This window comes from Citrobacter sp. RHB35-C21, from assembly GCF_013816515.1.
In the GTDB taxonomy this organism is placed as follows: domain Bacteria; phylum Pseudomonadota; class Gammaproteobacteria; order Enterobacterales; family Enterobacteriaceae; genus Citrobacter; species Citrobacter braakii.
In genome coordinates this window covers 2,544,075-2,556,194 of record NZ_CP057147.1, presented here as the reverse complement: position 1 = coordinate 2,556,194, position 12,120 = coordinate 2,544,075, and the positions used below count along the sequence as shown (strand labels likewise).

Annotated in this window: 12 protein-coding genes; 7 read left to right on the top strand and 5 right to left on the bottom strand. The window is 48.0% G+C overall.

Going from position 1 to position 12,120, the window contains the following annotated elements:
* Window positions 1-85 precede the first annotated feature (85 nt).
* On the bottom strand, window positions 86-1,195 hold the full coding sequence (locus tag HVZ39_RS12495; RefSeq protein WP_181633667.1) for a methyl-accepting chemotaxis protein: 1,110 nt from the start codon (window positions 1,193-1,195) through the stop codon (window positions 86-88).
* A 410-nt stretch (window positions 1,196-1,605) separates the two neighbouring features.
* On the opposite strand from HVZ39_RS12495, the gene HVZ39_RS12490 reads away from it, so the two are divergent.
* Together HVZ39_RS12490 and HVZ39_RS12485 are read left to right on the top strand one after the other, a co-directional pair.
* Window positions 1,606-3,720 (top strand): EAL domain-containing protein, encoded by a 2,115-nt coding sequence (locus tag HVZ39_RS12490; RefSeq protein ID WP_181633666.1) that lies wholly within the window; start codon window positions 1,606-1,608, stop codon window positions 3,718-3,720.
* 67 nt (window positions 3,721-3,787) lie between these two features.
* Window positions 3,788-5,020, top strand: a complete 1,233-nt coding sequence (locus tag HVZ39_RS12485; RefSeq protein ID WP_016156622.1) for a sensor domain-containing diguanylate cyclase — start codon at window positions 3,788-3,790, stop codon at window positions 5,018-5,020.
* 12 nt (window positions 5,021-5,032) lie between these two features.
* On the opposite strand, the gene smrA is transcribed toward HVZ39_RS12485, so the two are convergent.
* Window positions 5,033-5,596: a DNA endonuclease SmrA gene (gene smrA / locus HVZ39_RS12480; RefSeq protein ID WP_016153202.1), complete on the bottom strand. Its 564-nt coding sequence runs from the start codon at window positions 5,594-5,596 to the stop codon at window positions 5,033-5,035.
* A gap of 213 nt (window positions 5,597-5,809) precedes the next feature.
* On the opposite strand from smrA, the gene ogt reads away from it, so the two are divergent.
* From ogt to uspE, 3 genes are all read left to right on the top strand, one after another.
* Window positions 5,810-6,325: a methylated-DNA--[protein]-cysteine S-methyltransferase gene (ogt, locus tag HVZ39_RS12475; RefSeq protein WP_016153203.1), complete on the top strand. Its 516-nt coding sequence runs from the start codon at window positions 5,810-5,812 to the stop codon at window positions 6,323-6,325.
* Window positions 6,326-6,519: 194 nt separating this feature from the next.
* A complete protein-coding gene (gene fnr / locus HVZ39_RS12470; protein ID WP_003020397.1) occupies window positions 6,520-7,272 on the top strand; it encodes a fumarate/nitrate reduction transcriptional regulator Fnr in 753 nt (250 codons plus the stop codon).
* A gap of 151 nt (window positions 7,273-7,423) precedes the next feature.
* The gene (uspE, locus tag HVZ39_RS12465; RefSeq protein WP_016153204.1) at window positions 7,424-8,374 is read left to right on the top strand and encodes a universal stress protein UspE; all 951 of its coding nucleotides are present in this window, start codon (window positions 7,424-7,426) and stop codon (window positions 8,372-8,374) included.
* Window positions 8,375-8,422: 48 nt separating this feature from the next.
* Here the strand turns inward: uspE and HVZ39_RS12460 are convergent, their stop codons facing one another.
* The gene (locus HVZ39_RS12460) at window positions 8,423-8,683 is read right to left on the bottom strand and encodes a DUF2534 family protein (RefSeq protein WP_003020403.1); all 261 of its coding nucleotides are present in this window, start codon (window positions 8,681-8,683) and stop codon (window positions 8,423-8,425) included.
* A gap of 243 nt (window positions 8,684-8,926) precedes the next feature.
* On the opposite strand from HVZ39_RS12460, the gene HVZ39_RS12455 reads away from it, so the two are divergent.
* A complete protein-coding gene (locus tag HVZ39_RS12455; protein ID WP_181633665.1) occupies window positions 8,927-9,958 on the top strand; it encodes a mechanosensitive ion channel family protein in 1,032 nt (343 codons plus the stop codon).
* Between the two features lie 201 nt (window positions 9,959-10,159).
* On the opposite strand, the gene HVZ39_RS12450 is transcribed toward HVZ39_RS12455, so the two are convergent.
* Together HVZ39_RS12450 and HVZ39_RS12445 are read right to left on the bottom strand one after the other, a co-directional pair.
* Window positions 10,160-10,567: a cupin domain-containing protein gene (locus HVZ39_RS12450; protein ID WP_181012498.1), complete on the bottom strand. Its 408-nt coding sequence runs from the start codon at window positions 10,565-10,567 to the stop codon at window positions 10,160-10,162.
* Window positions 10,568-10,783: 216 nt separating this feature from the next.
* Entirely contained in the window at window positions 10,784-11,167 is a 384-nt protein-coding gene (locus HVZ39_RS12445) for a VOC family protein (protein WP_019076857.1), read from the bottom strand.
* A gap of 117 nt (window positions 11,168-11,284) precedes the next feature.
* On the opposite strand from HVZ39_RS12445, the gene HVZ39_RS12440 reads away from it, so the two are divergent.
* The gene (locus HVZ39_RS12440) at window positions 11,285-12,055 is read left to right on the top strand and encodes a DeoR/GlpR family DNA-binding transcription regulator (protein ID WP_047500391.1); all 771 of its coding nucleotides are present in this window, start codon (window positions 11,285-11,287) and stop codon (window positions 12,053-12,055) included.
* Window positions 12,056-12,120 lie beyond the last annotated feature (65 nt).

Here is a 12,120-nt window from a genome sequence, read left to right as displayed (position 1 = left end):
CCCATTGTGCTGAAATGATTCATAAAAAGTATCTGATAATAAGAAAAGCGCCGACGAATGCGGCGCTGGTTACGAGATGCCCCTCTCAGGCCCGCTGGCGTCTCTCTGATTCAAGCGTATGACTTAAACGAAATTTATGCGTTCGCGATTGAAGGTCAATCACCTGGTTTTTCAGGATACCTGAGGAGTCAGAAAGCTCATCAACCATAATGGCATTACTTTGGGTGACGTTCTCCAGTTCGGCCAGAGCATGGGTAATTCTGATAATCCCTTTCTCCTGCTCCTGCGTAGTGGTTAATATCTCGCCCATCAGTTGGTTTAATTGCCCGGCCCCCCCGACAATATCATGCATGTTTTTTTCAGCTTCACGCACAATAGCAGCGCCTTGCTGAACATTTTGATGGGTTTGGGCAATCAGTTGCTTAATATTCTTAGCTGCATCTGCACTGCGGTGTGCAAGCATTCTTACCTCACCGGCCACCACAGAAAACCCTTTGCCATGTTCACCGGCCCTTGCAGCTTCCACAGCAGCATTCAATGCCAGAATATTGGTCTGGAATGCAATACCATCTATCAGCGTAATAATTTCTGTCATTTGCTGTGCGCATTCGGTGATTGAACGCATATTTGTCGCAACCTGCACCATTAATTCGCCACCCTGACGGGCGCATTGCGTGGCAATTGTTGCCTGGGCGCTGGCTATTTGCGTGTTATCAGCATTATTCCGCGTATTAACCGCTATTTCATCCATGTTGGCAGCCGTCTGCATTAATGCTCCGGATTGCTGTTCTGTTTTCACTGAAAGCTCGGCGCTGCGTTCCGCCAGCTGTTCAGAAAGCGTCATCGCCGTTTGCGAGGATGTTCTGATCTCATTAACGAGTGCTGAAATATTACTTGATAAGCTATTGATGCCAGGAATTAGTCTACCCGCACAGTTATTACCAAATTCGGGAATACTGATTGCCAGATTCCCGGATGTTACTTCTTCAATGCTTCTTTTAACCGTATTAATCGGCATGACCAGATATTTCGTCATGTACCACCACAAACATAATATAGAAATAATGCTTACCGCATTAGTGCCAATAATAATTTCTGGGGTAGCCGAAAAAATCATTTCAACAACATTGAGCGCAACCGCTGTAATGAGCAGAAATAAAACAATAAAGGTTCTGACGCTAATATCATTTAACATTTTAACCCTGTGCACCAAGAAATAACGTGGATGTTATTTTTATAGCATCTGCAATACAGATTTCCATTGCTCTGTGACGAAAGCTGAACTTTCAATGAGAGCCAGCAGCCCTTTTACTTAAGTCAATAAATTACACTAGCCATTCATAATAGGTCAGCACTTTATCCCACCAATGGCTGTAATGTTCCCCACCATCAGATTATTGTGATGGCGAGCACGTGACGAGCATAAAACACACAGAAACATAATTTTTATGAATGTTTATATAAGTAATGGCTTGTCATTTTCAATATCTTGCTCTTCGCTCTAATACTCATTGTAAAAACACAAGAACATTCCTGGTTTTATCAGGTTAACTGGACAAAACCTGCTAGATTTATCATCACGGCTTTTTTTCGATAGGTAGTAAGATGTTGCACGTGTCGTGGGACCCTGTATTGATTGGGATTTCCTTTGTTGTCGCGTTTATTGCCTCCTTTATTGCCCTCGACAGTGCGGGTAAGGTAGCAATCTCCAGCAAACGTGAATCTACCTTCTGGCGGCTATCTGGCGGCGCTACGCTGGGTATGGGGATCTGGTCGATGCATTTTATCGGTATGCTGGCCATGAAAATGACTATGCCGATCAATTATCACCTATCACTCACCGCGTTTTCGTTCTTTATTGCGCTCATTTCTGCAACCCTCGCCATCAATATCGCTATTTCCGGTAATACGCTATCAACAAAACGACTGGTCATTGCCACCAGCATATTGAGTGCCGGCGTTGTCACGATGCACTACGTTGGCATGTATGCCATTATCGAACATGTGGCCATCTCATGGGATCGCTCGCTGATTTTGCTCTCTGTAATTATTGCCGTCGTTGCATCCGGCGTAGGTTTATGGCTCGCCTTCCATTTACGCCAAAACACCCGTCGCGTGCTGATTAACCGACTTATTGCAGCCCTTATTATGGCGCTGGCAATTGCTTCTATGCATTACACCGGTATGGGAGCGGCAACGTTCACCCATTTTGGACACACTGCGCACGATGGGCTCAGTACGCTGGAACTCTCTGTCTGGGTCTGCGCCGACACGCTGATTATTTTGGGTATCATGCTGGTCGTCTCGATGGTGGATTCACAACTGCGCACTTCCCGACTGGCTGACAACCTGCATCAGTTGAACTGCCAGCTTGAACATCAGGTCCACTTCGACGCGCTGACTGGACTTGCTAATCGAACGCAAATAGATACCCGCTTACAGGCCTGCCTGCGGCATTCCAAATTGCATCAACAGCATTTCGCGTTGGTATTTATCGACCTCGATCGTTTTAAAGTCGTTAACGATACCTGGGGGCATCACATCGGCGATCAACTGCTGATTGCCAGTACACAGCGTATCTACAGTTGCCTTGATGATTCAATGACGCTGGCAAGACTGGGGGGAGATGAATTTATCTTGCTGGTTCCAGACTGCAACCAGCAGGCTATCTCCGCCTTGCTTGCGCGAATTTCAGATGCGATCGGTGACCCCTTTACTTTATTCGGTCATACCATTCGGGTTTCGTTAAGTGCGGGAAGCAGTATTTATCCCGAACATGGCTCGACTCTGCATGAGCTAAAAGTGAAGGCCGATATGGCGATGTATCATGTCAAACAAGCGGGCAGAAACGGCTGGGCTATTTATAGTCCCCAGATGGAAGCTATCGCTGATACGCCGCCGACATTTCTACAGGAACTTTCACAAGCGCTTGAACGCAACCAGTTTGAGCTATGGTATCAGCCTAAATATACCGCCGGAGATCATTCCCTGACTGGTTTTGAAGCGTTATTACGCTGGCATCATCCGGAGCGCGGCATGCTGCTACCGGCTGAATTTCTGCCTGCGCTGGAAGAAACGGGCCTGATTATTCCCGTCGGCAAATGGGTTATCCAACAGGCATGTTTGCAGTTGCATCAGTGGACATTACAAGGGAATAAAGAATGGACGCTCGCCGTTAACCTCTCCCCCGCCCAGTTTGAACAGCATGATATTATTGATGTTGTTTGCAACGCCCTGGCGCAATACCAACTTTCACCTGCCTATCTCACGCTGGAGCTCACGGAGAGCACTGCACTTAAAAATTTAAAACGCAGTATTGAAATCCTGAATGCTTTCTCTGCTTTGGGGATCACCGTTTCTATTGATGATTTCGGCACTGGTTATTCAAATATATTGATGTTGAAGTCACTTCCGGCACGGGAATTAAAAATCGACAGGATATTTGTCAAAGATATTAGCGAGAACAGTAAAAATACAAAAATTGTGTCTACCATTATTGACATAGCTCACTCCATGAATATGCGCGTGGTGGCTGAAGGAATAGAAACCCAGGAGCAGGAATTACTTCTTACCCAGATGGGATGTAGCATGCTGCAAGGTTTCCTGTTTGCAAAACCGCTGCCAGCGCATAAGATTCATGAATTGATCCAATCAGAAAACAGCATCAAACAAAAGCCAGTCGTACAACCCTTGTCTCACCGACAATCAATAACTTTGTGAGACTGTAATATCTAAAATATTCGCCATTAAACGGGCAACACAGCAGATAAAGATAACGGGATTATCGATGAGCACAACCGAGCTGCATTCACTGGATTTGTTAACCTTTCCGGTGTGGATTGTTTCGCCACAAACCGAAGAACTGGTGTTCGCTAATATCGTTGCACGTGAGCTAATGCAGGATCTCTGTTTTTCCCCACTGCGCAAGGGCATATTCTCAACGCATTCTCAAAATGATTTAACCATGTATCTCAGTGACTTGAGCAATCATCATCACGTTGTTGAGATCCTCACGGTTTACCGCGATGGTGAGGAAATCGCGTTGGCTAGCCGCCTGTCCATTAAATCTCTGCCGGGCGTGGGGGATGTTATCCTTTTCGAAGGCATTGAAACGCCTACTGCGCAAGGTCTGAAAGCCAGCCGTTCAGCAACTTATCAACGAAAAAAACAGGGCTTTTATGCGCGTTTTTTCCAGACCAACTCCGCGCCAATGTTACTGATTGATCCGTCCCGCGATGGCCTGATCGTTGATGCAAACCTCAGTGCCCTGAATTTTTATGGTTACAACCTTGATGTGATGTGCCAGAAACATACCTGGGAGATCAACATGCTGGGCCGCCATATATTGCCGGTGATGCATGAAATCGCCCATCTGCCCGGCGGCCATAAGCCTTTGCACTTTGTCCATAAACTGGCAGACGGCACCTCACGTCATGTGCAAACCTACGCCGGACCGATTGAAATTTACGGTAATAAACTCATGTTGTGCATTATTCATGACATTACCGAACAAAAACGGCTGGAACAGGAGCTTGAGCATGCCGCTCTGCGTGACCCTTTAACGGGATTACTTAATCGCCGACATTTTTATCAGGTAACCGAGCCGGAGCAGACGCATGCGGTATCATTGACGCAGGACTACAGCCTGTTATTGATCGACACCGATCGTTTTAAAAGCATTAACGATCTCTTCGGTCATTTAAAAGGCGATGAAGTGCTTTGCGCTCTGGCCCGCACACTGGAATCCTGTGCACGAAAAGACGATCTTATTTTTCGCTGGGGTGGTGAAGAATTTGTGCTGCTGCTGCCGCGAACCTCGCTGGATGTCGCCCTCAATCTTGCAGAAGTGATCCGCGCAACGGTAGCCAAGGTTACTCTCCCTGGTCTTCCCCGCTTTACCGTCAGCATTGGCGTTGCGCGGCACGAAACGAACGAAAGTATTGATGAATTATTCAAACGCGTGGACGACGCGTTGTACAAAGCCAAGCACGAAGGCAGGAACAGAGTATTGGCCGCCTGATGAATACGTTGATCAGCGGCTGCGCTTAGCGTGACGCTCCCAGTTTTCCTGTTTTGCCTGCGCGGTTTTACGTAATGCAACATAGCATGCCCCGCTGCCGCCGTGATGCGGCAAAGCGGCGCAGTAGGCCTGGACGTCATCAAATTCTGTCAGCCAGCGCGCCACATAGCTGCGAACAATATTGGCATGAGCGTTATCGTCACGCCCCTTACCGTGTATCACCAACACGTTACGTAATCCATCTTGCTGTGCCTGTAGAATAAAACTGAATAGCATCTGGCGGCATGTTTCTACGGGCTGGCGGATGAGATTAAGGCTCGCCTGCTGCGGATATTTTCCGGTTCGCAGTTTGTCAGTCACGCCGTGCTGTAAACCTTCGCGACGAAACTCAAGCGGCTCGTTCAACGGGATAATATCGAGAAACCCCGTCGTGAGAAAGTTATCCAGTTGAAGCGTATCGATACGCGCCGGAGTGCGGATATTACGCGTTGGCTGCCAGTGTACATCGGCGCAGCCCTTCAGCGGTTGGACATCCCCCATAGCATCCAGAAACAGCGAAGCATCATCAAGGTTCATGTTTCTTCCTCCAGCGAATTACGACGAGCATTATCATAACCGCGCACTATTATACCGACAACGGTTTACGATTATTTCCAATAATTCACCCGGCTCGCTCCGCTGAAAAGATCTACTCACGACATACAGATATCCGTTTTTAGGGGTATAGCTGCAACTGTTGCTGCCGTGATAATGTGTAACCTCGCCTGAACGCTGTAATGAGAGAAACGGATGCTGAACTTACTGGAAGATACCATCGACACGCCGCTGGGCCCGCTGTGGGTTATTTGTGATGAGCAATTTCGCCTGCGCGCGGTGGAATGGGATCAGCACCGCGATCGCATGGAACAATTGCTGGATATTCATTACCGCACAGAAGGTTATCAGCGTATTACAGCCAAAAACCCTGGCGGATTAAGCGATAAACTGTCGGAGTATTTTGCCGGGAATCTCAGCATTATTGACACGCTGGAAACGGCAACGGCTGGCACGCCTTTCCAGCGCGAAGTCTGGCAAGCATTACGCACTATCCCGTGTGGGCAGGTCATGCACTATGGTCAACTGGCCGAACAGTTAGGGCGCGCCGGTGCTGCAAGAGCCGTCGGTGCGGCCAATGGCGCCAACCCGGTAAGCATTGTGGTCCCCTGCCATCGCGTCATTGGGCGTAACGGCACCATGACTGGATATGCGGGCGGCGTACAGCGAAAAGAGTGGTTATTGCGTCACGAAGGCTATTTGCTACTCTAGATTCCAGGCAATTAATGCCTTATTCGTCACACTTTCGCATAATGTGACCACAAATTAAATGCGGTTAATCAAGGAGATACAAACATTCATTCCGGTTATACCTGAATTATTCTCTATTGGGAGTAGCTCAGGCTTACGTGCTCACCAAAAAGATGTTAAAATTGACAAATATCAATTACGGCTTGAGCAGACCTATGATCCCGGAAAAGCGAATTATACGGCGCATTCAGTCTGGCGGTTGTGCTATCCATTGCCAGGATTGCAGCATCAGCCAGCTTTGCATCCCGTTCACACTTAACGAGCATGAGCTTGACCAGCTCGATAACATCATCGAGCGCAAAAAGCCTATCCAAAAGGGGCAAACGCTCTTTAAAGCAGGTGATGAACTTAAATCACTCTACGCTATCCGCTCCGGAACGATTAAAAGCTATACCATTACCGAACAAGGCGATGAGCAAATTACCGGCTTCCATCTGGCGGGTGATCTGGTCGGTTTTGACGCGATTGGCAGCGGACATCACCCGAGCTTTGCCCAGGCGCTGGAAACCTCAATGGTTTGCGAAATTCCTTTCGAAACCCTTGATGACCTGTCCGGAAAAATGCCGAATCTGCGTCAGCAGATGATGCGTCTGATGAGTGGCGAAATCAAAGGCGACCAGGATATGATCCTGCTGTTGTCGAAGAAAAATGCAGAAGAGCGCCTGGCGGCCTTTATCTACAACTTGTCTCGCCGCTTTGCCCAGCGCGGGTTCTCGCCTCGTGAGTTCCGCCTGACCATGACCCGCGGCGACATCGGTAACTACTTGGGTCTGACGGTTGAAACCATCAGCCGCCTGTTGGGTCGTTTCCAGAAAAGCGGTATGCTGGCAGTGAAAGGCAAATACATAACTATTGAGAATAGCGACGCGCTGGCAGTTCTTGCTGGCCACACGCGTAACGTAGCGTAATCTTTCCGCAAGCATTTCTGTTATCCTTCTGTCAAATCGCTAAATTTTCCCGATTTATTGATCTGGCAGGAGGTTCTCCCCTGTTTCAATCCACATTATTGGGTTACTCTTTTAATTACAAACTGCGATGACAGTTGTAAGGAGACCCTGTATGGCTATGTATAAAAATATGCTGGTCGTCATCGATCCAAACCAGGACGATCAACCAGCATTACGGCGAGCTGTTTATTTGCATCAACGGATTGGTGGCAAAATTAAAGCCTTTTTGCCAATCTATGACTTTTCCTACGAGATGACTACCCTGCTGTCGCCCGATGAGCGTACGGCAATGCGTCAGGGGGTCATCAGCCAGCGAACAGCATGGATCCGTGAACAAGCAAAATACTACATCGAAGCAGGGATCCCTCTTGAAATTAAAGTGGTATGGCACAACCGTCCCTTTGAAGCCATCATCCAGGAAGTCATTAGCGCTCAGCATGACCTGGTCCTCAAAATGGCACACCAACACGACCGCCTCGAAGCCGTAATTTTCACGCCTACCGACTGGCATTTATTGCGCAAATGTCCAAGCCCGGTATGGATGGTTAAAGACCAGCCATGGCCTGAAGAGGGTAAAGCGCTGGTTGCGGTGAACCTCGCCAGTGAAGAGCCTTATCACAACGCGCTCAATGAAAAACTGGTCAAAGAGACGCTGCAACTAGCAGAACAGGTTAACCATACTGAAGTGCATCTGGTTGGCGCCTACCCTGTTACGCCAATCAATATCGCAATTGAACTACCTGAGTTTGACCCCAGCGTTTATAACGACGCGATCCGTGGACAGCATCTGCTGGCCATGAAGGCGTTGCGCCAGAAATTCAGTATCGATGAGAAAGTGACGCACGTTGAAAAAGGATTGCCTGAAGAGGTCATTCCTGATTTAGCCGAGCACTTGCAGGCGGGTATTGTAGTACTGGGTACCGTCGGTCGTACCGGTATTTCTGCCGCGTTTCTTGGTAACACCGCTGAACAGGTTATCGATCACCTACGCTGCGACCTGCTGGTCATCAAGCCGGATGAATATCAGACGCCAGTTGAACTGGATGACGAAGAAGACGATTAACCACACAACTCAATGCCGGATGGCGATCTCATCCGGCATAACAAACGCTTAGTGTTGCTCCTCGCCGCCGAGGAAATAGATTCCCAGCGGGATAGCCAACAGAATCGTAAACACCATGCTGTAGACACAAATCATTGCCGATTGAATGGCGTACATTGAAGCGGTCCAGTCGGATAGCGGAATGTCATACTGTTCAATCACACCACCGATCGTCGCTCGCGTCACGACCGACGCTGCGATAATAAACACCCCAAGCAGGCACAACAGAAACTTCCGTCCCTTCGCTGTCTTCAGCTTAGCCATGATCATAGTACTGTCCTTTTGCAGATGAAAACCTTGTTACTTTGCGCTAACAATACCATGACATCAACTGACTGTCTGCTACATAAACCGCTTTCAGGGTGGATACCAGCGCTATTTCGCCGAAAATAGCGCTAATTGCATTATATATCTCCCCTATGGATTAATGATCTGACCGCCAGAACTGAGTAAAATATTCGAGGATTAGGATATCAGAAGATATTTCACTACCACGGAGCTGTTGGAAGAATCATGATCGCTGAACTGTTTATAAATAATGCGTTTAATTTGACCGTAATTCTCAGCTGCTGTGCCGCGCTGGTTCTGATGAGCGTCTGGTATCATCGTGGAGAGCGTCGCTGCAAAGGATTCATATTTCATGCCGCGCAATTTTTTGTCTATGCCATTATCATCGGGACGTTAGGCAGTATTGCTAATAACGTTATCGAAAATTACAGCCTGAAATTTATCTCCTCCAGCGTGGTCGACTTTATCTGCACCTCGTTGATTGCGCTGATCCTTACCATCAAACTTTTTCTGGTAATTAATCAGTTTGAAAAGACGCAGATTAATAAAGGCAGAGATATCACCAGCGCGAGGATCCTGTCGCGCATCATCAAAATTACCATCGTGGTTGCCATCATTTTGCTGTATGGCGAACATTTCGGTATGAGCTTATCCGGCCTGTTAACCTTCGGCGGCATCGGCGGTATCGCTGTAGGTATGGCAGGCAAAGACATTCTGAGCAACTTTTTCTCAGGGATTATGCTCTACTTCGACAGACCCTTTAGCATCGGCGACTGGATCAGCTCCCCGGACCGCAATATTGAAGGTACAGTTACGGAAATCGGCTGGCGAATGACCAAAATAAACACCTTCGATCATCGTCCGTTATATGTCCCGAACTCGATTTTCTCCTCTATCAGCGTAGAAAACCCAGGAAGGATGACGAATCGCCGCATCAAAACGGTGATCGGGTTACGATATGAAGATGCTGATAAAGTCAGTGCCGTTGTCGAGTCGGTCAGAGAAATGCTGCAAAACCATCCGGGAATAGATCAGAAACAAACCCTGCTGGTTTATTTTAATGAATTCGCCGATTCATCGCTGAATATCATGGTGTATTGCTTCACGAAAACCACCGTGTGGCAGGAATGGCTTGCGGTACAGCAGGACGTTTATTTAAAGATTATTTCGATAGTCAAGGCACACGACGCCGACTTTGCGTTCCCCAGCCAGACGCTGTATATGGATAATCCTGAAGCATCGCCATCGACACACTAACAAAAGAAAAGGCGCGGAAATCCGCGTCTTTTTTCTGCACTTATTTCAATGAGGCAATATCAATGACAAAGCAGTACCAGCGTCAGAGTTGGAATATACGGATTCAGGTCATGTAGATGCGGAACTGTATCAATAATCAGGTCAAACTGATTCACTTCGGGCATCGGATTCTTTACCTGCAGAACCCGTGCCCCGCACAGCTCAGGGGAGCAGGTTGTACTCAGCGTCGCTTACCGGTTCAAGCCACTCGTTCGATGCGCCAGCTGCCGGGATTTCCACAGCGATATGGGCAAACCAGCTATCACGCGCGGCGCCGTGCCAGTGTTTCATTCCCGCCGGGATGTGTACGACATCACCAGTTTTCAGTTCACGCGCCGGTTGATTCCACGCCTGATACCAGCCTCTGCCGCCGGTCACCAGCAAGATTTGTCCCCCTTGATGATGGATATGCCAGAAGTTACGACAGCCCGGCTCAAATGCTACGTTACCAATCACCACGCCTTCCATGGAGAGCATGGTCAGATAGCTGTCGCCAGTGAAATATTTCGCATACGCTTCATTTTTCTCTCCGCGAGGAAAGACGCTGTTACCATCAAATTGTTGATTCATAATCTCCGCGCCGGTGCTGGAGACGGTATTCCGTTGATTTTGCATTTCGACTCTCCAAAACGGTGGCAGCACGCGCCACCGGATGCTGAAAACTATAAAAATTATAGAGACTCGACAGGCGGGTGATTAGAGGTGAAAAGAAGGACAACCTTATGAATCATGCTCATCAATAGTCGGTAACAGGTACAATATTTCTACTGGAGATGGCGTGAAGCCTTAGGCCACAATTTCAATCAAGTTGCCGTCAGGATCGCGTATCACCGCTTCGTAATAGCCATCACCGGTGGTGCGCGGACCAGAAACTAATATCCCCTGTTCTTTTGCACGCATCGCCATGGCATCAACGTTTTCACTGCCGCCAACTGAAATGGCGAGATGCACCCAGCCTGAGGTGTTATTGTCGGGAGCATGTTTTGTCAGTCCAGGCTTAGTCATTAACTCAATCGCGATATCCTCACCAATTTTGACAAAATAGGATTCAAATCCTGGATTGGTTTTACTGCAGTATTTTTCGTTGATCTTTGCGTCAAAAAACGTGACCCAGAATTGAGCTTGTTGCTCAAGATCCCGTGTCCATAACGCCATATGCGCAACCTTCATAGCTAACCTCTTCTTGTTGTATCCAAACAATAGGTTCCCTAAAGGGATGTTGACATCGTGAACTATAATGCACAATTATGCTTGTTATTGCTCGATGTTTATTTCACTGGAGTATTGATGCTCGATTACGCAGCATTCCCTGAACAGCGTCAGGCGCTTATCTATCAGATCCTGCAGGAAAACGGCAGAGTCATCTGTTCCGAACTCGCCAGCAGGTTAGGCGTTTCGGAACATACAATCCGCCGCGATCTGCATGAACTGAGTAAAGATGGCGTGTGTAAAAAAGTCTATGGCGGCGCGGTCATTGCTCTTCCTGAATCCGAAGACATCACCGTGCGCAAGAGTATTAATGTGGCGAAAAAGAGCAACATCGCGCAGAGATGCGCCCGGATGGTCAAATCCGGAAGCTGCATTTTTATCGACACGGGCAGTACTAATCTGGCGATGGCTGAAGCCCTACCCGCCGAGCTGGCGTTAACCGTGGTAACAAATTCCCCGGAGATTGCCGCCGTTTTACTAAAAAAACCACTGTTTGACGTCATTATGCTGGGCGGCGCGGTGCAACGATCTTCTGGAGGGTGTGTGGGTGCCACCGCTATCTCGCAGGTGCAGGACATTTTATTCGATCAGGGATTTATTGGCGGCTGCGCGATGTCGCCTGAATCCGGCTTAACCGGATTTGATTACGCGGATTGTGAGTTCAAAAAAGCGGTGATCAAACAGTGTAATGAAACTATTGTCGCGCTGACGGCTGAAAAGATCCCGGCCGTCGCCCGTTATGTCGTTACCGAAAGTAGCAATATCGATGTAATTGTCGTCGAGGAAAATATCAGCAAAGAGTATGCCACGGCGTTTCAGGCGCACGACATTCGTATTTATACAGTGTGACCCATTCTATTGGGTGATACTTTTCCATTGCTTTCATGACTCACCTTCCCTACAGCCTTGTCTGT

What these genes read in the sequence shown, in the direction of transcription:
- HVZ39_RS12455 (WP_181633665.1), top strand. Translation starts at nt 8,927, where the DNA reads ATGATCGCTGAACTGTTTATAAATAATGCGTTTAATTTGACCGTAATT.
- HVZ39_RS12445 (WP_019076857.1), bottom strand. Translation starts at nt 11,167, where the DNA reads ATGAAGGTTGCGCATATGGCGTTATGGACACGGGATCTTGAGCAACAA.
- fnr (WP_003020397.1), top strand. Translation starts at nt 6,520, where the DNA reads ATGATCCCGGAAAAGCGAATTATACGGCGCATTCAGTCTGGCGGTTGT.
- ogt (WP_016153203.1), top strand. Translation starts at nt 5,810, where the DNA reads ATGCTGAACTTACTGGAAGATACCATCGACACGCCGCTGGGCCCGCTG.
- HVZ39_RS12450 (WP_181012498.1), bottom strand. Translation starts at nt 10,567, where the DNA reads ATGAATCAACAATTTGATGGTAACAGCGTCTTTCCTCGCGGAGAGAAA.
- HVZ39_RS12460 (WP_003020403.1), bottom strand. Translation starts at nt 8,683, where the DNA reads ATGATCATGGCTAAGCTGAAGACAGCGAAGGGACGGAAGTTTCTGTTG.
- smrA (WP_016153202.1), bottom strand. Translation starts at nt 5,596, where the DNA reads ATGAACCTTGATGATGCTTCGCTGTTTCTGGATGCTATGGGGGATGTC.
- uspE (WP_016153204.1), top strand. Translation starts at nt 7,424, where the DNA reads ATGGCTATGTATAAAAATATGCTGGTCGTCATCGATCCAAACCAGGAC.
- HVZ39_RS12440 (WP_047500391.1), top strand. Translation starts at nt 11,285, where the DNA reads ATGCTCGATTACGCAGCATTCCCTGAACAGCGTCAGGCGCTTATCTAT.
- HVZ39_RS12490 (WP_181633666.1), top strand. Translation starts at nt 1,606, where the DNA reads ATGTTGCACGTGTCGTGGGACCCTGTATTGATTGGGATTTCCTTTGTT.
- HVZ39_RS12495 (WP_181633667.1), bottom strand. Translation starts at nt 1,195, where the DNA reads ATGTTAAATGATATTAGCGTCAGAACCTTTATTGTTTTATTTCTGCTC.
- HVZ39_RS12485 (WP_016156622.1), top strand. Translation starts at nt 3,788, where the DNA reads ATGAGCACAACCGAGCTGCATTCACTGGATTTGTTAACCTTTCCGGTG.